Annotated in this window: 15 protein-coding genes; 1 reads left to right on the top strand and 14 read right to left on the bottom strand. The window is 73.4% G+C overall.

The window, feature by feature from the left end:
- Positions 1-52: 52 nt before the first annotated feature.
- The 14 genes from ACF1BE_RS03605 to ACF1BE_RS03540 form a co-directional block, all read right to left on the bottom strand.
- Positions 53-1,615, bottom strand: coding sequence for an FHA domain-containing protein (locus ACF1BE_RS03605; protein ID WP_392197306.1), 1,563 nt, complete (start codon positions 1,613-1,615; stop codon positions 53-55).
- Positions 1,616-1,673: 58 nt separating this feature from the next.
- Positions 1,674-3,005, bottom strand: coding sequence for a VWA domain-containing protein (locus ACF1BE_RS03600; RefSeq protein ID WP_392197305.1), 1,332 nt, complete (start codon positions 3,003-3,005; stop codon positions 1,674-1,676).
- 97 nt (positions 3,006-3,102) lie between these two features.
- On the bottom strand, positions 3,103-4,428 hold the full coding sequence (locus tag ACF1BE_RS03595; protein WP_392197304.1) for a PP2C family serine/threonine-protein phosphatase: 1,326 nt from the start codon (positions 4,426-4,428) through the stop codon (positions 3,103-3,105).
- 3 nt (positions 4,429-4,431) lie between these two features.
- Positions 4,432-7,068, bottom strand: coding sequence for a tetratricopeptide repeat protein (locus tag ACF1BE_RS03590; protein WP_392197303.1), 2,637 nt, complete (start codon positions 7,066-7,068; stop codon positions 4,432-4,434).
- Positions 7,065-8,345: a hypothetical protein gene (locus tag ACF1BE_RS03585; RefSeq protein ID WP_392197302.1), complete on the bottom strand. Its 1,281-nt coding sequence runs from the start codon at positions 8,343-8,345 to the stop codon at positions 7,065-7,067. Before ACF1BE_RS03585 ends, ACF1BE_RS03590 begins: the two co-directional genes overlap by 4 nt.
- Before the next feature lie 41 nt (positions 8,346-8,386).
- On the bottom strand, positions 8,387-9,412 hold the full coding sequence (locus tag ACF1BE_RS03580; RefSeq protein WP_392197301.1) for a glutamate ABC transporter substrate-binding protein: 1,026 nt from the start codon (positions 9,410-9,412) through the stop codon (positions 8,387-8,389).
- 14 nt (positions 9,413-9,426) lie between these two features.
- On the bottom strand, positions 9,427-10,770 hold the full coding sequence (locus ACF1BE_RS03575) for a hypothetical protein (protein WP_392197300.1): 1,344 nt from the start codon (positions 10,768-10,770) through the stop codon (positions 9,427-9,429).
- Positions 10,771-11,146: 376 nt separating this feature from the next.
- A complete protein-coding gene (locus ACF1BE_RS03570; protein WP_392197299.1) occupies positions 11,147-12,139 on the bottom strand; it encodes an N-acetylglucosamine kinase in 993 nt (330 codons plus the stop codon).
- Entirely contained in the window at positions 12,130-13,404 is a 1,275-nt protein-coding gene (locus ACF1BE_RS03565; protein ID WP_392197298.1) for a 6-phospho-beta-glucosidase, read from the bottom strand. The genes ACF1BE_RS03570 and ACF1BE_RS03565 overlap by 10 nt, the downstream gene beginning before the upstream one ends.
- Positions 13,405-13,411: 7 nt before the next feature.
- Positions 13,412-14,305, bottom strand: coding sequence for a carbohydrate ABC transporter permease (locus ACF1BE_RS03560; RefSeq protein WP_392197297.1), 894 nt, complete (start codon positions 14,303-14,305; stop codon positions 13,412-13,414).
- Positions 14,306-14,307: 2 nt separating this feature from the next.
- Positions 14,308-15,249, bottom strand: coding sequence for a carbohydrate ABC transporter permease (locus ACF1BE_RS03555; protein ID WP_392197296.1), 942 nt, complete (start codon positions 15,247-15,249; stop codon positions 14,308-14,310).
- Positions 15,249-16,592, bottom strand: a complete 1,344-nt coding sequence (locus ACF1BE_RS03550; protein WP_392197295.1) for an ABC transporter substrate-binding protein — start codon at positions 16,590-16,592, stop codon at positions 15,249-15,251. The genes ACF1BE_RS03555 and ACF1BE_RS03550 overlap by 1 nt, the downstream gene beginning before the upstream one ends.
- A 57-nt stretch (positions 16,593-16,649) precedes the next feature.
- Positions 16,650-17,861 (bottom strand): ROK family protein, encoded by a 1,212-nt coding sequence (locus ACF1BE_RS03545; protein WP_392197294.1) that lies wholly within the window; start codon positions 17,859-17,861, stop codon positions 16,650-16,652.
- A 387-nt stretch (positions 17,862-18,248) separates the two neighbouring features.
- Positions 18,249-19,337, bottom strand: coding sequence for a mechanosensitive ion channel family protein (locus ACF1BE_RS03540; protein WP_392197409.1), 1,089 nt, complete (start codon positions 19,335-19,337; stop codon positions 18,249-18,251).
- A gap of 340 nt (positions 19,338-19,677) precedes the next feature.
- Here ACF1BE_RS03540 and ACF1BE_RS03535 point away from each other — a divergent pair, with 340 nt between their 5' ends.
- Complete coding sequence (locus ACF1BE_RS03535) at positions 19,678-20,214, top strand: HNH endonuclease (protein WP_356816364.1); 537 nt, start codon at positions 19,678-19,680, stop codon at positions 20,212-20,214.
- Positions 20,215-20,248 lie beyond the last annotated feature (34 nt).

Raw genomic sequence — 20,248 nt, 5'->3', positions numbered from 1 at the left:
TCAGCCCCGGCGGACGGTGACCGTCCTCAGCCCCGGCGGACGGTGACCGTCCTCAGCCCCGGCGGACGGTGATCGACGTCCAGGCGCCCACGTGCACCCGGTCGCCGTCCTGGAGCGGGACCGGCACGAACGGCTGGATCGGCTCCTCCGACATGTTGACCGTGGTGCCGTTCGTCGAGTTCTGGTCGACCACCGCCCAGCTGCCGTCCGGCTGCTGCACCAGCACGGCGTGCTGATGCGAGACGCCCGGGTCCTCCGGCGGCACCGACAGGTCGATGTCGGGGGTGTCGCCGGTGGAGTGCCGGCGGCGGCCGATGGTGACCTGGTTGCCGGTGAGCGTGCGCTGCTGTTCCGGCGAGTACGCGGGCAGGTTCAGGCCCGCGGCCTCGGGGCCGGAGCGCTGCATCATCGCCATGAAGTACTCGCGGTCCGGGCCTATGGTCGCGGTCCAGGTGGCCGGCTGCGGTGCGTGCGGCGCCTGCGGGAAACCGCCGGGCCCGTGGGGGGCCTGGGTGGCGCCGGGCTGCGGATAGCCGTAGCCGCCGCCCTGGCCGCCGGGGCCCTGGCCGGGGCCGGACGGGCCGGAGGACGACGGCGGGGACAGCACCCAGTCGTCGTCACCGGTCCGGTTCCGGCCGCCCTCGCGTGGGAACGCGGGCGGAGCCGGGGCGCCGGCCTGCTGGAACGCCTGCGGGGCGCCACCTGAACCCTGACCCTGACCGCCCCCGAAGCCGGACGGGCCGCCGGGACCCTGGCCCTGCCCCTGACCGTGGCTCTGGCCGCCGCCGAAGCCGGAGGGCCCGCCGGAGCCGGGGCCCTGATCCTGGGCGCGCCCGAAGCCGGAGGGCCCGCCGGGGCCCTGACCCTGGTTGCCGCCGTACCCCGACGGGCCGCCGGGGCCCTGCGGACCCTGATCCTGGCCGCCGCCGAACCCGGACGGGCCACCGGGACCCTGCGGACCCTGACCCTGACCCTGGCCGCCGCCGAAGCCGGACTGGCCGGGCCGGCCCTGGGCCGTGCCGGGGGTGCCGGGGGTGCCGGGGAAGGGTGGCGGGGGGCCGGGACGGCGCTGGCTGCCGGGGCCGAAGGGGGGCGAGCCCGAAGGGCCGGGGGTGGTCGGCGGGCCGGCGGGGCGCCGTTCGCCGGCGAACGGCGTCGGACCCGACGGCTCGCTGGTGAAGGACGGGATCGGCTCGGCGGGCCGGTTCATCTGCGAGGGCCGGGAGCCCTGGTACTCGTACCCGTCACCGCCGCCGTACGTCGCGCTCGGCGGCTGGAACCGCGGCTGCGGCGAGCGCGGCGCGGCCGGGGTGTACGAGGTCGCCGTGTTGGTCAGGAAGTTCCACCGGCACTCCTCGCAGAACGGCGCACCGCCCTCGCGGGGCGTACGGCACTGCGGGCACAGCTCCAGCTCCGGGGCGGACCCGGCGGACGGGTACGGGCGTCCGGCGCCGGTCCGGCCGCCGGGACCGCCCGGGCCGGCGGGCGGCGGGAAGCCGTAGCCACCGGCGGGCGGCGGCGGAGGGGGCGGAGGTACGGCACCGGCCATGCGGTGACCGCAGACCTCGCACCAGTCGTCGGAACCCGACTGGTGTCCGTTCGGGCAGGTCGGCATGTCGGTGCTTCCCCTTCTCCTGAGGGTCCGTCTGGATCGCTGCAATCGCTTCCAGGAGTCACTTCTTCACACGGACAGTCTTCGTGGACCGGGTCTCCAGAGTCATCTCGTCCGCCTCCGCGACCCTCGTCTTCAACCGCACAGTACCTGTCGCGGCGTCGACCACGTCCACCACCTTCGCAAGCAGTTTCGCAGTATCCGCGTTCCCCGAGGCGCTCGCGAGCTGAACGGCGCGCCCCAGTTTGGCCGTTGCTCCGTCGAAATCGCCTATTTTACGAAGGTCGAGGCCTTTCTGGATGACGTGTGCCAGTTCCGCCTGCCCGGTGTAGTGGGCGACTTGGGGGTTGATCGAGGTGGAGGCCGTCATGTCGTCCGTCCACACGGCCCGGACGAGCCCCTGCGCGCCGAGGTTCTGTACCGTTCCGTCCGGTTGTGGGGCGACCAGGGAGACCCGTGCGGCGAGCATCTCCTGCCCGATCCCGGCCGGCGGGACCGCCACGCACACGTGGTAGTCGCGGGACTCGTCGCCCCAGGACCCGGTGGGGTAGTCCCCGGCGCGCGGACCGGACTCGATGCGGCGGCCGGTCAAGTCCTCGACGACGGGGGCGACTTGCTTGACGAACCGGATGGCCGCGCCGACCGGTGTCCACACCCGCAGGGCGACGTCGGCGACCTCCTTGCCCATCGCCGTCTCCATCATCCGCGTGAAGTCGGCGGCCAGGCCGGCCGGGTCGGCGACGATGTCGGCGGTGCCGAGCAGCGCGGAGGCGATTCCTGTGACGTCTTTCACTTCCCAGTCGGTGCCCACGCCCCGCGCGTCACAGGTGAACCGTCCGGCGCACGCCTCCAGCGTGGCCCGCAGATCGTCCGCCGACTCGTGCTCGTTGCGGCCGTCGGTGAGCAGGATGCCGTGCCGGATGGCGACGTCCACCGAGGACAGCAGGCGGTCGGCGAGCCGCAGCCAGGTGCCGATGGCCGTACCGCCGCCCGCGCTCAGCCGGCGCAGCGCCTGCTTGGCCTGCTCGCGGGTGACGGCGTCGGCGACGGCGAGGCGTCCGCCGCCCGGGTAGACCTCCCTGGCGACGTGGGTGCCGCCGATCACCGCGAAGTGCGTGCCGTCGCGCAGGGTGTCGATCGCGGCGGCCGTGGCGTCCCGCGCGTTGCGCAGCTTGGCCGACGGGTGGTCCATGGAACCCGAGCAGTCGACCATGACCGCCACGGCGGCGGACGGCCGGTGCCCCGGTGCGTGGACGGGTGCGGTGACGGTGCCGCCGCCGGTCGCCGTCACCGTGACGACGGCGTTGACCTCACTGCCGCCCTCGGGCAGGTACTCGTTCTGGTAGACGTCCACCGAGAACTGCGGCACGTTCGGCTTCGCGAGACTGGCCATGCTGGTTCACATCCCCCTCGGACACCTCGCGGAGGCGAGGCGACGCAGATGAGCGGACCGGTCCCCTCCGGTCCGCCGAGGCCTCCCCGTTCCGGCCTCAGGCCGATCCTGCCCCCTGGGGACGCGCCGGGAACGGGAGCACGGCCACTGTTACGTTGTCGTGGCCCCCGCCGTCCAGGGCGTGGCCTACCAGCACCTGGGCGCTGTGCAGCGGACGGACCGCCGCGTCCGAGGGCACGATCTCGGACAGTTCCTCCGCCGACTCGGCGTAGTTCCACAATCCGTCGGTGCACACCACGACGGTTCCGGGCCGGTCCGGCTTGAACGACGCGGTGTGCGGGTCGAGTTCGTAGGCGTCCGCGCCGAGCCAGCCGGTGATCGCGTGGGCACGCTCGTCGGCGTACGCCTCGGCCTCGCTCATCAGGCCGGCGGCGACCATCTGCGCGGCCCAGGAGTCGTCCTCGGTCAGCCGGGCGGGCGGCGCGCCGCGGTCGGCGGGCACCCAGTAGGCCCGGCTGTCACCGACCCAGCCGACGACCAGCAGCCCGGAGGTGACCACCGCGCCGACGATCGTGCAGGCCGGCGCGTTCTGGTGCGGGGAGTGCTCGCGGGCCGTGGCGGGTTCCTCGGCGAGCGCGTTGACCGCCTGCGCGGCGGCGACGATCGCCTCGTGCATCGCCTGCTGCGGATGGGTGCCGCGCGGCAGCGCGGCCAGCAGGATGTCACCGGCCGCCCGGGAGGCGGCCAGGGACGCGTCGTCGGGGCGGGTCGCGGAGGACACGCCGTCGCAGACGACCGCCAGCGCCGCCGGGGTGCCGTCCGGCAAGGTGGTGTGGCCGACGGCGAAGGCGTCCTCGTTGCGGTGGTGGCGCAGCCCGCGGTCGCTGACGGCGGCGACCGGGCCGGACTCCCGCTCCATGTGGTCGCGTTCGCGGGGCTGGGCGTGTCCGCAGTTCTCGCAGTAGCCGTCGTCGTCCACCCGGCCCGTCCGGCAGGCCACGCACATCGTCGCCGGGCCGGCCGGGGCGCCGGGACCGGCGGACAGCCGCGGGTCCGGTGCCTGGAGCGGGTACTCGTCGGGCTCCGCCGGCCGGTCGAACCGCACCCCGGAGCCGGTGGACCGCTCGGCGTCGGACTCGTGCCCGGACAGGGGTGTGCCACCCGAGTCGGTGCCGGGCAGGTCGGCCGGCAGGTGCACGCCGGCCGCGGTGCCGGCGGAGCCCGGCGGTTCGGGGGCCGGCCAGTCCACGCCGTCGCCGGGCGCGCCGGGACCCGTCATGGTGAGGGTCGGCTGGTCCTGCGGGGGAGCGGGCACCACCGAGAGGTCGTACCCGCACGCTCCGCAGAACAGGTCACCCCGCTCGACGGGCTCCGCGCAGTTCGGGCACTTCGGCAGTGCGGCCTGCTGGGGCATCTGCGACATCGACTACACCCACGTCCGGGGGCGGTAACGGTTGGCCCGTTCCACCAGCTCGATCCTTTCCTCGCCACCGGGCGCCAGCCGGGCCAGCGTGCGGTAGGCGCGCTCCAGGCCGAAGCGCAGGCCCCGCTCGTCCAGACCGCTGCCCAGCAGCACCCGGCCGCCGGCGGCGGGGCCGGTGTCCTGGCCCCCGGAGAGTACCCAGTCCAGGGCGCAGCCGAGCACCTCCGCCGTCAACTGCTCGCGCCGGGCCGGGTCCAGACCGTACACCTGGAGCGCCTCGACCTGCCCGGCGGCGGCCGTCAGGTCGTCCAGGAACGGTACGTCACCGGCGCTCGCCGTGCGCTGTCTCAGGCGTGCCCGGACGGCGGCGACCCGGGCGGCCGTGTAGTGGATGGACGACTCCGGAACCGACTCCAGCGTGGTCACGGCACCGCGCCGGTCCCCGGCCGCGAGCCGCACCCGGGCGAGGCCGAACGCGGCACTCACGAAGCTCGGGTCGGTCGCCCACACCAGGCGGTAGTACTCGGCCGCGTTGTCCGGCTGGCCCAGCACCTCGGCGCACAGGCCGAGCGCCAGCTTGGGCGCGGCCTCGCCGGGGAAGGCGTCGTAGATCGCGTCGAAGGCGGGCGCGGCGCCCTCGAAGTCGCCGGTGGCCAGGGCGGCGACGCCCCGGTACCAGACCACCCGCCAGTCGTCGGGCCGTTCCTCGTCCAGCTCGGCCAGGCCGGTCAGCGCGGCCCGGTGGTCGCCGCTCTCCAGGCGGGCGCGGATCTGCCGCAGCCGGGTCTCGACGGACCGGGTGGGCGCCGCGGCCAGGGCGCCGATCAGCTCGGCCGGCGCGGAGGCCATGAGGCCCGCCAGGAAGCCGGCGTCGGGGTCGGTGGGGTCGACCAGCGGCACCGGCAGGGCCAGGGCGGCGGCGGGCGTGTCGACGGGCCTGACCAGGACCGCCGGGACGGAAGCCGGCACGCCGGAAACCGGCGGCCCGGGAGTCGGCACCGCGGCAGCCGGACCCGGGACCGGAACCGGAGCCGCTACCACCTGCACCGCTACAGCCGGAGCCGGAGCCGGAGCCGGAGTCGTCCGAGCCGCTGCCGCCGGAGCCGCGCCTCCCGGAGCCGAGGCCGGCGCGGCCGCGGGGCCACCACCCCGCTTCCGGCCGCGTACCGTGCGCGCCCCCAGCAGGGACACGTCCCCGTGCAGCCGTGGGAACAACTCCGTGTCCGTGACCTTCACCTCGGGCCCGAACAGCGTCGACAGCGCGGGCCGGGCCTGTCCGGTCTGGAGCGACACGACCTCCCGCAGCACGCCCGTCAGCTGCTCGGCCATCTCCTGCGCGGAGGCGAACCGGCGGGCCGGATCGAGGTCGGTGGCGCGGACCAGGAACCGGTAGAAGGACTCGTACCGGTGGAAGACCTCGATGCTGCCGGGGTCGGGCAGACAGTCCGCGTAGACGTTCGTGTAGCCCTGGAAGTCGAAGGTCAGCACGGCGAGCGTACGGCCCACCGTGTACAGGTCGCTGGCCACCGACGGGCCGGCCTCGGCGACCTCCGGAGCCTGGTAGCCGACCGTGCCGTAGATGGCCGACTCGTCGTCGTCCATCCTGCGCACCGCGCCCATGTCGATCAGCTTGAGCTGGTCCTCGGTCTGGATGGCGTTGTCGACCTTGAAGTCGCAGTACAGCAGGTTGCGGCTGTGCAGATGGCCGAGCGCCTCCAGCGCCTCGATGCCGTACGCGCACGCCTGCTCCACCGGCAGCGGGTCGCGTCGGCCGTCGGGGGCGCGGCGGGCGTTGGCGATCTCCTTCAGGGACCTGCCGCCGACGTACTCCATGACGATGTAGCCGTCGAGGGAGCCGGTGCGCTGGTCCAGGTGCTCCACGAAGTTGTAGATCCGCACGATGTTGGCGTGCTCGATCTCCGCGAGGAACCGCCGTTCGGAGATCGCCGCGGCCATCGCGTCCTGGTCACCTGTGTCGAGCAGGCCCTTGAGCACCACCCAGCGGTCGGAGACGGCCCGGTCCACGGCGAGGTAGACCCAGCCGAGTCCGCCGTGCGCGAGGCAGCCGGCGACCTCGTACTGGCCGTGCACGATGTCCCCGGCCCTCAGCTTGGGCACGAAGGAGTACGGGTGCCCGCACTTGGTGCAGAAACCCTCCGTGCGGCCCGGCCGCTCCCCCCGGGCCCGGCCCACCGGGGCCCCGCAGTCCGAGCGGGAACAGAACCGCTTGCGCTCCGGCACCTCCGGGTTGTCCAGCACCATCGCGCGCGGGTCCGGCCGCGGCACCTGCGGCACGGCGACCAGTCCCGCGCCCAGCCGCCCGCGCGTGGACGGACCGGACGACGAACCGGAGCTGCGCACCGACACGGAACGGCCGGCGGACGCGCCCGACAGGGACCGGGAGAGCCGCCCGGACACCGAGCGCCGGGACCTGGAGGACTGGGACGACGTACGCGCGCTGCCGGAACCGCCGCTCCGCGCCGACCCCCTGGTGACCCCGGTGGGCGGCGAGCCGACCGCCCCGGTCGCGGAGACGACCGGCGCGAGACCACAGGTGTCGCAGTACAGTTCGCCGTCGCCGACGTCCTCGTACGCGCCCCCGCAGTCCGGCCGCTGGCAGGTCTGCCCCGGCTGACTCATGACTGGTCCCCCCTACGGTCCTCCGGCGCGCTCGCGCTGCCCAGCATCTCGGCCGCCGCCTGCTGGTAGCGCAGGACGGCCTGTTCGGCGACGCGCAGGTCGCAGGGCGCGCTCCACAGCATGCGGCGGGCCGCGTCGTACCGCTCGACCAGCAGCGGGTCCTCCGCGAGTCCGTGCCGGGCGACCTTGGCCCGGTAGGCGTCGAGCCGGCCGCGCAGCTCGGCGCGGACCGCGAGCGGCGCGGTCACCGCGGTCAGGGACTCGCGGGCGCGCACCAGTTCGTCCTCCGCCTTGCGTTCCAGGTCCTCCAGCAGCGGGGAGAGCCGGTGCCAGCGGGCCTGCCTGCGGTACTCGGCCGCGGTGGTCAGCTGTTCGTGGAGCGCGGTCGGCGGCCCGCTGACCACCGGCACCTCGGTCGCGGCGATCTTCGCCAGCACCTCGCCGCGCGCGGCACGGGCCTCGGCGAGGGTGCGGTCCGCGCGCGAGAGCACGTCCCGCAGCCGGATCAGCCGTGTCTCCGCGTCCTGACGTACGGTCAGCACCGCGTCGATCTCCCGCCGTACGTCCTCCAGGGCGCGCGCCTCACGGTCGTACACCGCGGTGTCCGGACGGCCGCCGCCGGGTGCCGAACTGCCCGCGGCCGGCACCCAGAAGGCGAGCGGGTCCGAGACGACGTCCTCGCGCAGCCGCGTCAGCGTGCGCGTGATCCGCTCCAGGTCGTCGCCGGCCGGATGTTCGCCGGGGCGCACGCCCACGGAGTGCGCGAGCTGCCGGGTGCGCCGGAGCTCCTCGGCGAGCAGGTCGATCCGCGCGGGCAGCGCCGACCAGACCGCGTCGGCGGCGACGATCACGTCCAGGCTCGTCGCGTACAGCTCGTTCATCCGGTCCACCAGCGCGGACAGCGTGAACGTCTCGCTCAGCCTGCCGGTGCCGCTGTCGGGGACGGTCACGGACTCACCGCGCAGCAGCCCGGTCAGCTGCACCAGGTCCTCGCGACTGGACCAGCGGCGCCGGGCGCGGATCTGCCGGGCGCCGCGCAGCGCGGCCGTGTACGCGTCGAAGCACGCCCACAGCGAGGTGATCCGGGCCTCCGTGACCTGCCAGCGCTCTTCGGTGACACCGGTCAGGGCGGCCCCTTCGAGGAGTCTGCGGCCCGCGTGGTCCTGGAGGGCCAGCAGTGAGGTCTCGATCGCCTCGTGCTCCTGGCCGAGCCGCGCCAGCGCACGGTCCACCTCGTCCCGGTCCATCACCGGCCCGGCGGGGTCCGTGACGCCCATCGATCACCTCTCGCTCGCTGTGTCTTCCGGTCGGGTGCGGCTCAGCCACCGTGCAGGTACTCCGGCACGGGCGGTTCCGACGCGGCAGGATCCCTACCCAGTGTCGCCGACAGCCACTTGTCGTACGACGCCTGCCAGCCGTTCGCGCGGTAGTCCACCAGGACGCGGTTGACCCGGCGTACCAGGTCGGTGGCGTCCTTGCGCATCGCCACGCCGTAGTACTCCTCGGTGAACGCCTGACCCTTCAGCGCCACGGTCGGGTCCTGGGCCGCCTGGCTCGCGGCGAGCGCACCGTCGGTCACCACCGCGTCCACCTCGCCGAGCTGGAGCCGGACCAGGCAGTCGAGCTGGCTGGGGACGGTGGTGGAGATGTCGGTGGAGGCGGGCAGCCGGCCGGTCCTCCGGTCGGCGTCCAGCTTGGTGTGCGCGGTCGAACCCGCGGACGTGCAGACCTTCTTGTGCGCCAGCGATCCGTCGTATCCGGTGACCGCCGACGACTTGGGGGCGAGGACCTGCTGCCCGGTCTTGAAGTAGGGCGCGGAGAACGCGACATGGGCGAGCCGGTCGCAGGTGATCGTCATGGTCCGTACGACCATGTCCACCCGCCCGTTCTCGATGGCGGGGATGCGCTGGCTGGTCGGGATGGCCTTGAACTGCACGGCTTCCGGGTCGCCGAGGATGTCCTGGGCGATCCGGTGGACGAGATCGATGTCGAAGCCCTCCAGCTCCGCGCCCTCGGTGTTGGGGTTGCGGTAACCCCAGCGGTAGCTGTTCTGGTCGACGCCGACGATCAGCTTGCGCCGGGCGCCCGTACGGGCCTTGATGGCGTCGATCACCGGTCCGTCGCCGCCGGACGGGGCGAGGGTGCGCCGGTGGGCGTCCGTGTCCTCGCAGCCGTCGGCGCGGGCCTGGGCGGCGGTGACGGTCCGCCGGCCGGCCTGCTCCGGCACCGGCTTCTGGGTGCACGGCAGCAGCAGGACGAACGCCAGCGCCAGCGCGCACAGCACCGCCATGGCGGCGACCCCGCCCCAGCCCCGCAGCGAGGCCCGTGCACGGCTCGCGTCCATCGCTCCGCCCCCTGTCACCGGTACTCCGAGAGCCGGCGCCCGATGCCGGCGACGGCACCGGCCGCGCCCAGCACCGCGAGGACCGCCGCGCCGGCCGGCAGCCCGGTCATGGCGTCGCGGCCGTCACCGGCCGCCTGCCGGAACTCGGCCTGTTCGTGGCCGATGGCGCGGACGAGGCTGCGGTCCACGCCGTCGAAGCACTCGCCGGTCGCGCCCTTCGCGCCGATGACCTTGTCGAGCGCCTGCTGGTAGTTGCCGTGCTCGTCCTCGGCACGCGCCGCGGCGTGGCGCTGCTTCCACACCGCCATGTCGGTCTCCGCCGCCTTGACCGGGTCGGTGCCCTCCCGGTCGTCGGCGAGCCTCGCGGCCTCGGTCAGTCCCTTGCCGAGCACGGCCATGTCCTTGTCGAAGTCGTGGTAGTAGGCGTCGTAGGAGGTGCCGCCGACCGTGACGGTCTCGGCGCCGCGCGACACCAGGCTCAGGTTCTCGTTCCCGCGTGCCTTCAGGGACGCGATCCGGGCGTCGTGCAGGACGTTGAGGGACCGGATGCCGTGCTCGTAGGAGTCGTCGAGCCCCGACCGGGCGAACGCGTGCCCGACGACCAGCCACAGCAGGGCGACGGTGGTCGCGGCACTGGCGGCCACCAGGCCGTGGTTGAGGACGCGGTTGGTGCGCCGGTACATGCGGTGCTGGGCCCGGCCGAGCGCGGCGAGGGCGAGCACACCGAGCGCGATCGCCGCCCACGGGTACGGTGTCGCGTCCCCGTAGTCGCCGGTGAGCCGCCGGTTCTCCGTCGAGTACAGATCCTCCGCGGCCGGGAGCATCTGCTTCTGCATCTTCTCGTTGGCGTAGCGCAGATAGGCGCCGCCGACCGGGTAGCCCTGCCGGTTGTACGTCCGGGCCCGTTCGATCAGGCCCTTGTACTCCGGCAGCAGCTGGTTCAGCCGGGCGATGGTCGCCTCGGAGGCCGAGCCGGGTTCGGCGTTGGCGGCGGCGGTGACGAGTCCGGCGGCGGCGGTCCGGATGTCCTTCTCGTACCGGTCCCGGGAGTCCGGGGTCTCCTGCCCGCCGGCCAGGTACCCGGTGGAGGCGGCCGTGTTGGCGTCCGCGAGCGACCGGTAGATCCCGGCGGCGCCCGCGCTCAGCGGCTGGCTGCGGTGCAGTACGTCGTCGGCGGCGGCGGACCGGGCACTGGTCTGCCAGGCGGTGACCGCCCCGAACGCGAGGACCAGCAGCGCGAGTACGGCGCCGAGGACCCGCAGCCGCCCGGGCTCGGTCGTCGCGGCGGCCCGCAGTCGCTCGGCCCCCTCGGCGAACGCGGTCCGCCGGGTGGGCGGCACGGGCGGGACGACGGCCACGGGCCCCCCGGGCCGGCCGGCCTGGGCGGGGAGGCCGGGAACACCGGGGGTGCCTGGAGCGCTGGGGGTGCCGGGAAGGCCGGGAGGACCAGGGGTACCCGGGGCGCCGGAAAGGCGGGTCGCGCCGGCGGGCCGGGCCGGCGGTGGCACCGCGCTGCTCTTCGGCGGTTGTGTCACTCGACCTCCCCCGTGGTCATCCGTTCGCCGCCAGTATCACCGTCGGCACCGGCATCCGCACCGGCCTTCACGGGATCTTGATCGGATCGCAGTGTGCCCGGGGGCGTGTGCCGCCGGGCGCACCACCCCCCGGTGAGGAACACGCCGGTGACGGGGGATCGGTTCCCCCCGGGGTGCCGGCCGGCACCCCGCGGGGTGGTCACCGTGTCGCGCTCTCCCAGTGTCCGCGTGCCCGGGCTCCGGCCTCGGCCCCGGCCCCGAGCCGGTCCAGGCCCAGCAGGGCCGCGCCCAGGACCGGGCCGGCCGTGACGACACGGACGGTGGCCTTGGGGGCGCGGGCGGCCAGCAGCGCACGGATCGCGTCGTCCAGCCGGGCGTGGCCGGCCGTGAGGACGCTGCCGCCCAGCACGACCGGGGTCTCCTCGGCCAGCAGGCCGAGCCGGGTCAGGGCGACCGTCGCCATCACCGTGACCTCCTCGGCGAGCCGGGTGACGAGCGTGCCGGCCACCGGGTCGCCGGCCGCGGCCGTGGCGAAGAGGACCGGGGTCAGTTCGTGGCGGCGGCCGTGCGCGACGTGCCCCAGGTGCAGGGCCTCGATGAGCGCGTACATGGTCGGCAGGCCGAAGTGCGCGGGCAGGGTGCGGGACAGGGCGGTCGGCTCGCCGCGCCCGTCCTCCGCCCGGGCCGCGTGCCACAGCGCCTCCTCGGCCAGGCCCCAGCCGCCGCCCCAGTCGCCGGAGATACGGCCGATGGCCGGGAAGCGGGCGGTGCGGCCGTCAGGGCGCATGCCCACGCAGTTGATGCCCGCGCCGCAGACGACCGCCACGCCACGGGGTTCGGCGACGCCCGCGCGCAGCACCGCGAAGGTGTCGTTGCGGACCTCCACCGACGTGCCCCACGCCCGTGCGCGCAGCGCGGCCGCGAGGCGCTCCTCCTCCACCGGGAGGTCGGCGTTGGCCAGGCAGGCCGACACATGGGTCACGGAGGTCACCCCGGCGTCCGCGAACGCCCGGGTCACCGGCTGTGCCAGCGCGTCCAGCGCCGCGGTCACCCCCACGGCGGGCGGGCGGAAGCCGCCGCCGCGGGCCGTGGCCAGGACCTCGCCGGCGGCGGTGACCACGGCCACGTCGGTCTTGCTGTTGCCCGCGTCGACGGCGAGGACCGTCGGCGGCTCGGCTGCGGTCAGGCCCACGCCAGATGCTCCCGGTTGTGTGCGATGAGACGGTCGGTGAGGGTCTCGGCGTACGCGTACTGGGCGATCAGGGGATGCGCCAGCAACGCGCGGAAGACGCGGTCCCGGCCGCCGCGCAGCGCCGCGTCCAGGGCCAGCTCCTCGTACGCCGTCACGTTGGCGACCAGGCCCGAGAACAGCGGGTCCAGGCCGGGTACCGGAAGCGGGACCGGGCCCGCCGGGCCGACCGCCGCCTGGACCTCGATCACCGCGTCGTCGGGGAGGAAGGGCAGCGTGCCCCGGTTGAGGGTGTTCACCACCTGGTAGGGGCTGCCGCCGCCCGCCTCGTTCCCCAGCAGGGCCGCGGCCAGGTCCACGGCGGCCTCCGAGTAGTAGGCGCCGCCGCGCTCGGCGAGCAGGGCCGGCTTCTCGTCCAGGGCCGGGTCGCCGTACATCGTCAGCAGCTCGGCCTCCATGGCGGCCACTTCGGCGGCCCGGGAGGGCTTGGTGGCGAGCTCCCGGACGACCTCGTCGTGCGCGTAGTAGTAGCGCAGGTAGTACGAGGGGACGACGCCGAGGCGGTCCAGGAGCGGGCGGGGGAGGCGGAGGTCCGCGGCGATCGCCTCGCCGTGCTCGGCCAGGAGCCCGGGCAGGACGTCGTCGCCGTCGGGGCCGCCCAGCCGTACGCCGGTCTCCCAGGTGAGGTGGTTGAGTCCGACGTGGCCGAGGTGGAGCTCCGCCGGGGACACGCCCAGCAGCCCGGCGAACTTGCGCTGCAAGCCGATCGCCACGTTGCACAGGCCGACCGCCCGGTGGCCCTCCCGGAGCAGGGCGCGGGTGACGATGCCGACCGGGTTGGTGAAGTCGACGATCCAGGCGCGGGGGTTGGCCGTGCGGACCCGCTCGGCGATGTCGAGCACGACGGGGACGGTGCGCAGGGCCTTCGCCAGGCCACCGGCGCCGGTCGTCTCCTGGCCGACGCAGCCGCACTCCAGCGGCCAGGTCTCGTCCTGCTGCCGGGCCGCCTGGCCGCCGACGCGCAGTTGCAGCAGCACCGCGTCGGCGCCGTCGATCCCCGCGTCCAGGTCGGACGTGGTGACGACGCGGCCGGGGTGGCCCTGTCGGGCGAAGATGCGCCGGGCGAGGCCGCCGACCAGCTCCAGCCGGTCCGCGGCCGGGTCCACGAGGACGAGTTCCTCCAGCGGCAGGGTGTCGCGCAGGCGGGCGAAGCCGTCGACGAGTTCGGGCGTGTAGGTCGAGCCGCCGCCGACCACGGTGAGTTTCACAGCCAGATCAACCCTTTACTCCGGTGAGGGTGACGCCCTCGACGAACGCTTTCTGGGCGAAGAAGAACACGAGGATCACGGGGGCCATGACCAGCACGGTCGCCGCCATGGTGAGGTTCCAGTCGGTGTGGTGGGCGCCCTTGAAGGACTCCAGGCCGTAGGACAGGGTCCAGGCGCCGGGGTTCTCCGACGCGTAGATCTGCGGGCCGAAGTAGTCGTTCCAGGCGTAGAAGAACTGGAAGAGGGCCACGGCGGCGATGCCCGGTCTGGCCATGGGCAGGACCACCCGCACGAGGGTGCGCAGGTCGCCGCAGCCGTCGACCTTCGCCGCGTCCAGGTACTCGTTCGGGATGGTCATCAGGAACTGGCGCAGCAGGAAGACGGAGAACGCGTCCCCGAACGCCATCGGGACGATCAGCGGCCACAGCGTGCCGGACAGGTCCAGCTGCTTCGCCCAGAACAGGTACATCGGGATGACGACCACCTGCGGGGGCAGCATCATCATCGAGATCACCAGCATGAGTGACAGGTTGCGGCCCCGGAAGCGGAACTTGGCGAGCGCGTACGCCACCGGCACCGAGGACACGACGGTCAGGACGGTGCCGAGGCCGGCGTAGAGCAGCGTGTTGCGCCACCAGGTGAGGAAGCCGGGGGTGTCGAGGACCTTCCGGTAGTTGCCCCACTCCCAGGTGTGCGGGACCAGGTCCCGGCTCAGTGCCTGGCTGTCGCTCATCAGCGAGGTCAGCAGCACGAACACGAACGGCAGGGTGAAGAACAGCGCGACGGCGACGCCGAGGCAATGGACCGCGATCCACTCCAGCAGCGTCCTGCGGCGGGCGGCGCGCCCGGCCGCGGAGACGGACGGCGCCGGCCGCGCCGGCTGGTCCAGTACGTGGGTCATGGTCAGTCACCTGCCTGGATCAGGCCGCCCCGGCGCCGCATCAGCAGCGCGGTGAACGCCGTCGACAGGGCGAACAGCACCAGCGCCACCGCGCAGGCCGAGCCGTAGTCGAAGCGCTGGAAGCCGAGGTTGTAGACGAGCTGGGGGAGGGTGAGGGTGGACTTGTCGGGGTAACCGGGCTCGAACTGGGTGCCCGCGCCCTGGATCACGCCGGAGGCGACCTTCCCGGCGACCAGTGGCTGGGTGTAGTACTGCATGGCCTGGATCACGCCGGTGACGACGGCGAACATCACGATCGGCGAGATGTTCGGCAGGGTGACGTACCGGAACCGCTGCCACGCCGAGGCGCCGTCCAGTTCCGCCGCCTCGTACTGCTCGGCCGGCACGTCCAGCAGCGCGGCCATGAAGATGACCATCAGGTCGCCGATGCCCCACAGGGCCAGCAGGGTCAGGGCGGGCTTGGACCAGGCGGGGTCGCTGAACCAGCCCGGGGCCGGGATGCCGGTCTTCTCCAGGAGGGAGTCGACGGGGCCCGTGCCGGGGTTGAGGAGGAACGCGAAGGCCATGGTCGCCGCGACCGGCGGGGCCAGGTAGGGCAGGTAGAACAGGGTGCGGAAGACGCCGGTACCGGTCTTGATCTTCGTGATGAGCAGGCCGACGCCGAGTCCGAAGAGCACCCGGAGGCTCACCATGACGGCGACGAGCCACAGCGTGTTGCGCAGGGCGGGCCAGAACAGCGGGTAGTGCGCGAAGACGTACGCCCAGTTCTTCCCGCCGGTCCACCGCGGCGGCTGGAAGCCGTCGTAGTGCATGAAGGAGAAGTAGACCGTGGAGAGCAGCGGGTAGGCGAAGAAGACCGCGAAGCCGACGAGCCACGGCGACATGAAGGCGAGCGTGCGCAGGGCCGAGCGCCGGCGCCTGGCCGCGAGGGTGACGGTGCTCATCACCGGGCCTGCGCGATGTCCGTGTCGATCTGCGCGGCCGTCTTCCGCAGCCCGGCCGGCAGATCGGTGGCCTTGCCGCTCTCGTAGTCGTAGCCGAACTGCTGGATCGTCACCAGGTACACCCCGCCGTTGAGGGAGGCAGGCGTGGTGGTGGAGTGCGGGTTGGCGGCGATGTCCAGGAACGTCTTGAAACGCGGGTCGTACTTCAGCTTCGGGGACTTCAGCGCGGCCAGCGTGGAGGGCACGTTGTGGATGGCGTTGGCGAAGCCGACCACCGCGTCGGTGTCCGTGGTCATGTACTTCACCAGCTCCCAGGCCGCGTTCTGCTTGTGGCTGGTGGCGGCGATGCCCGCGATGGTGCCGGTGATGTAGCCCTTGCCGTACTCGCCGGCCCGGTCGTCCGGGACGGGCAGCGGTGCCACGCCGATCTCGAAGCCGGGCTTGGCCTCCTTGGCCATGCCGAGCCGCCACTCGCCGTCGAGCTGCATGGCGACCTGGCCGGTGTGGAAGGGGTGCCGGGCGCCCCACTCGTCGCCGAGGGTGGCCCGGAACCGCTCCAGCCTGTGGAATCCGCCGAGTTCGTCGACGAGTTGCCTCTGGAGCGTGAACCCCTGCCGGAAGGCCGGGTCCTTGGCGATGTTCGACTTGCCGTTCCGGTCGAAGTACGTCGGCGAGAACTGGGCGAGGTAGTGCTCGGTGGTGGACTCCCAGCCGTGGTAGTCCGGCATGAACCCGAGCTGTTTGTAGCCGTCGCCGTCGGGGAAGGTCAGCTTCTTCGCGTCGGCCGTGAACTGCGACCAGGTGCGGGGCGGTGCCGTGATGCCCGCCTTCCGGAACGCCGTCTTGTTGTAGTAGAGCCCGTAGGCGTCTCCGAGCAGCGGGACCGTGCAGCGGTTGCCCTCGAAGCTCGTGTACTCGTTCATCGGCTTCGGGAACGTCGTCCGCGGGTCGATCCGGGACTTCTCGAAGAAGGGGTCCAGGTTCACCAGGGCGCCGGAGGAACAGAACTTGCCCACGTTGTTGGTGGTGAACGAGGAGATCACGTCCGGGGCGTTGCCACCGCCGGAGCGCAGCGCCTGGTTGATCTTGTCGTCGGTCATGTTGCCGACGACGTTCACGTGGATGTTGGGGTGCGCCTTCTCGAAGCCGGCGACCAGTGACCGGACGGCCTTCACCTCGTTCGGCGCGCTCCAGGCGTGCCAGAAGTTGATCGTCGTGTTAGCCGAGGCGTCGTCCGTGGCACCCGAGCCGGACTGGCCGGTACAGGCGGTGGTGAGCAGGGCCAGCGACGCGGTCAGGGCAAAAGCCGTCTTTCGGACAGCTGAGGGTATGACGTCGGGCATGGCGGGATCTCCCAGGGCGGGTGGGCGGAAGGGGAGTGCTACCGGGGTGCGGTGGGCTCAGCGCGAGGTGTCGAAGACCTCGTCGCGGGTGGCGGCGAGCGCGGACTCCAGCGCGCCGCGCAGTACGGGGTGTTCGCGGACGTCACCGACGACCAGCCGGGGCCGGGCCGCGGCCAGTTCCTCCAGCTCGGCCTGGACGAGGGCGCGCAGCACCTCGCCGCCGGCCGTCAGGGCGGAGCCGCTGAGGACGACGAGTTCGGGGTCGAGGACGGAGACGAGCGAGGCGAGACCGGTGGCCAGCCGGGTCGCGTAGGCCCGCAGCAGTTCCCGGTGGGGGCCGCCGGCGTGGTCGGCGGCGCGGGCGACGAGCGCGGTGGCGGCCTCGGCGTACGGCCCCGGCGGCACGTCCTCGATGCCGAGTTCGCGGGCCAGTCTCGGTACGGCCTGGGAGCCGGCCAACTCCTGGTAGCCGCCGCTGTTGGCCTTCGTGACCTGCCGGACCAGGGGGGTGCCCGGCACCGGCAGGAAGCCGACCTCACCGGCGCCGCCGGTCCAGCCGCGGTGCAGCCGGCCGCCGAGGACCAGGGCGGCGCCGAGCCCCTCCTGGTTCCACAGCAGTACGAAGTCCGCGTGGCCGCGGGCCGCGCCGAGGCGTTGCTCGGCGATGGCGGCGAGGTTGACGTCGTTCTCGTACTCGACCGGCATCGGCAGTGCCGCCGCGAGTTCCTCGAGGAGGGTGGGGGAGTGCCAGCCGGGCAGGTGGGAGGCGTAGCGCAGGCGGCCGGTGCCCGGGTCGAAGGCGCCGGGGGTGCCGATGACCAGCCGGTGCACGTCGGACCGGGCGAGACCGGCGGCCTTGACGGCACCGTCCAGTGCTTCGCCGACCTGCCGGACGACGGGCTGGGCGGGCCGCCGGCCGGGGGTGGGCAGCCGGTACTCGCCGACCGTGCGGCCGGTGATGTCGGCGACGGCGGCGCGGATGCGGTGCGGGGTGACGTCGAGCCCGGCGGCGTACGCGGCGGCCGGGTCGATCGCGTACAGCTGGGCGTTGGGGCCCGGCCGGCCCTCGCTGGTGCCGGTGAGCCGGACCAGGCCGGCGGCCTCCAGGCGGGCCAGCAGCTGGGAGGCGGTGGGCTTGGACAGGCCGGTGAGCTTGCCGATCCGGGTGCGCGACAGCGGCCCGTGCTCCAGCAGCAGGTCCAGGGCGGCACGGTCGTTCATGGCGCGCAGGACGCGCGGGGTGCCCGGCGTACCGGCGGTTCCTGCCATGGGTGTCGACACCTGCCTTTCCAGCCGCCCAGCTTTTCAGTGACCGGGGGACGGCGTCCAGTCTTGATCACCGGCCGCCGGGAGATCACTGTTAGGAAAGTTTCCTATTCGGGTGGGAGGAACGTAAGCCCAGGACGAAGGGGGCGTCAATAGACAACGTCCCCGAGGCAACGGAGTCGTTATCTCGGGGACGTCGGCGGCCGGGTGCGCCGCCGGGGCTCTCGTCGGCCGGATGCGGCGGAGACCTGGGTGAGCGGGTCGGCAGGATCCTGGGAGACAGGCCCCGAGCCCGCGCTGGGGGCCCCGGCAGAACGAAGGGCGTTCGCGGCGCTTCTCACGCCGGAATGCCCCATCCGTTCACTCGAACGAGCGTGCTGAACCGTTCCGCTACTTCGCCGGCGGTGCCGGACGCTGCGACGCGATCGGGGTTGTCGCCGCCACCTGCGGGGAGTCCGCGTTGGCGTACGCCGACGGGGCCGCGACCGCGGCCGTCGGGTCCGGGGTGTTCTCCGCGTCCTCCAGGGCCGTCGCACCGCCCACGATGCGGATGCTCGCCGCGTCGAACGCCCGCTTGATCCGCCAGCGCAGCTCCCGCTCGACCGTCACCGACTTGCCCGGCATGGTCTTCGCCGAGACGCGGACCACCATGGAGTCGATCAGCACGGAGTCCAGGCCGAGCACCTCGACGGGGCCCCACAGCAGCTCGTTCCAGGGCTCTTCCTTGCTCATCTTCTCGGCGACCTCGTCCAGCGTGGCCCGGACCCGGTCCAGTTCCTCGCTCGCCCGCACGGTCACGTCGACGCCGGCCGTCGCCCAGCCCTGGGAGAGGTTGCCGATCCGCTTGACCTCGCCGTTGCGGACGTACCAGATCTCGCCGCCGTCACCGCGCAGCTTGGTCACGCGCAGCCCGACCTCGATCACCTCGCCGGTGGCCACACCCGCGTCGATCACGTCACCGACGCCGTACTGGTCCTCCAGGATCATGAACACGCCGGAGAGGAAGTCGGTGACCAGGTTCCGGGCGCCGAAACCGATCGCCACACCCGCGACACCGGCGGACGCCAGCAGCGGCGCCAGGTTGATCTTGAAGGTGCCCAGCACCATCAGCGCGGCCGTGCCGAGGATCAGGAAGCTGGCCACCGACCGCAGCACCGAGCCGATCGCCGCCGCGCGCTGCCGGCGCCGCTCGGCGTTGACCAGCAGCCCGCCCAGCGCGCTGCCGTCCACGGCCTGGACGGTGCGGTTCATCCGGTCGATCAGCTTGGTGATCGCCCGCCGCACCGCCGCTCTGAGCGCGACCGCCACGATCACGATCAACAGGATCTGGAGACCCATCGCGAGCCACGTCGACCAGTTCTGCTCGACCCAGCTCGCCGCGTTCGTCGCGCTGTCCTGGGCGTCCTGGAGGGACGGCACGGCCGGCGCCGTCGACTGGGAGGGGGACGGAGACGGTGACGGGGACGAGCCGGCGGCCATCAGGGCGATGGGCAGGGACGACACGGCAGGTACCTCCAAGGTGCTGCGCGGTCCGCGCCGGCGGGCGGTCAAGGTCACGAAAAGGTCACCGGACGGACAGGAGCACCACACTAACGGGGCATCGTGGGTGCCTCCGGCCGTTCCGCACAGGAGGCACGCAGGAGAGACACGGCTCACGCGGGCTTGAACGGGCGGTGCCCCGGGGGATGCATCAGGTGTGGTCGAAAACACTCCCAGCCCGTTACCGGCACATGGTGGCGCTTCCGCCAGGCGTCAAGGGAGACTGACCTCAGATCGTCCCGGCGCAAGCCACGCGCCGCCGACGCCCAAGGAGGCACCCGTGCCGCATGTCCTGGTCCTCAACGCGTCGTACGAGCCGCTCGGCGTCGTACCGCTCCGCCGCGCGCTCGTCCTCGTCCTGGAGAACAAGGCCGTCTCCCTCGAGGAATCCGGCGCCTATCTGCACAGCGCGACCGTCACACTCCCCGCTCCCAGCGTGGTCCGGCTCAAGCGGTTCGTCCGGGTTCCCTACCGGGGGCCCGTCCCTCTGACCCGGCGGGCGCTCTTCGCGCGCGACGGGGGCCGGTGCATGTACTGCGGTGGCATCGCAACCAGCGTCGACCACGTCATCCCCCGCAGCCGCGGGGGCAAGCACGTCTGGGACAACGTGGTGGCCTCGTGCCGCCGCTGCAACCACGTCAAGGCCGACCGCCACCTCGTCGAGCTGGGCTGGCGGCTGCGCCACAAGCCCGCCCCGCCCTCGGGCCTGGCCTGGCGCATCATCGGTACCGGGCACCGGGATCCGCGCTGGCTCCCCTACCTGCAGCCGTACGGCGCGGACGACGCGCTGGCCCGGATCGACGGCATCTCCGCGTAGGCCGGCCCGGCCCGCCGTGTGCCGTCCCCGCGGC

Origin of the sequence: Streptomyces sp. NPDC014991 (assembly GCF_043080665.1) — a bacterium.
GTDB lineage: Bacteria > Actinomycetota > Actinomycetes > Streptomycetales > Streptomycetaceae > Streptomyces.
The sequence above is the reverse complement of the archived record's forward strand: the minus strand, read 5'-3'. Positions and strand labels throughout refer to the sequence as shown.

Excerpts from the sequence above, each read along its gene's own strand:
- ACF1BE_RS03605 (WP_392197306.1), bottom strand. The coding sequence starts at position 1,615 with ATGCCGACCTGCCCGAACGGACACCAGTCGGGTTCCGACGACTGGTGC.
- ACF1BE_RS03600 (WP_392197305.1), bottom strand. The coding sequence starts at position 3,005 with ATGGCCAGTCTCGCGAAGCCGAACGTGCCGCAGTTCTCGGTGGACGTC.
- ACF1BE_RS03595 (WP_392197304.1), bottom strand. The coding sequence starts at position 4,428 with ATGTCGCAGATGCCCCAGCAGGCCGCACTGCCGAAGTGCCCGAACTGC.
- ACF1BE_RS03590 (WP_392197303.1), bottom strand. The coding sequence starts at position 7,068 with ATGAGTCAGCCGGGGCAGACCTGCCAGCGGCCGGACTGCGGGGGCGCG.
- ACF1BE_RS03585 (WP_392197302.1), bottom strand. The coding sequence starts at position 8,345 with ATGGGCGTCACGGACCCCGCCGGGCCGGTGATGGACCGGGACGAGGTG.
- ACF1BE_RS03580 (WP_392197301.1), bottom strand. The coding sequence starts at position 9,412 with ATGGACGCGAGCCGTGCACGGGCCTCGCTGCGGGGCTGGGGCGGGGTC.
- ACF1BE_RS03560 (WP_392197297.1), bottom strand. The coding sequence starts at position 14,305 with ATGACCCACGTACTGGACCAGCCGGCGCGGCCGGCGCCGTCCGTCTCC.
- ACF1BE_RS03555 (WP_392197296.1), bottom strand. The coding sequence starts at position 15,249 with ATGAGCACCGTCACCCTCGCGGCCAGGCGCCGGCGCTCGGCCCTGCGC.
- ACF1BE_RS03550 (WP_392197295.1), bottom strand. The coding sequence starts at position 16,592 with ATGCCCGACGTCATACCCTCAGCTGTCCGAAAGACGGCTTTTGCCCTG.
- ACF1BE_RS03545 (WP_392197294.1), bottom strand. The coding sequence starts at position 17,861 with ATGGCAGGAACCGCCGGTACGCCGGGCACCCCGCGCGTCCTGCGCGCC.
- ACF1BE_RS03540 (WP_392197409.1), bottom strand. The coding sequence starts at position 19,337 with ATGGCCGCCGGCTCGTCCCCGTCACCGTCTCCGTCCCCCTCCCAGTCG.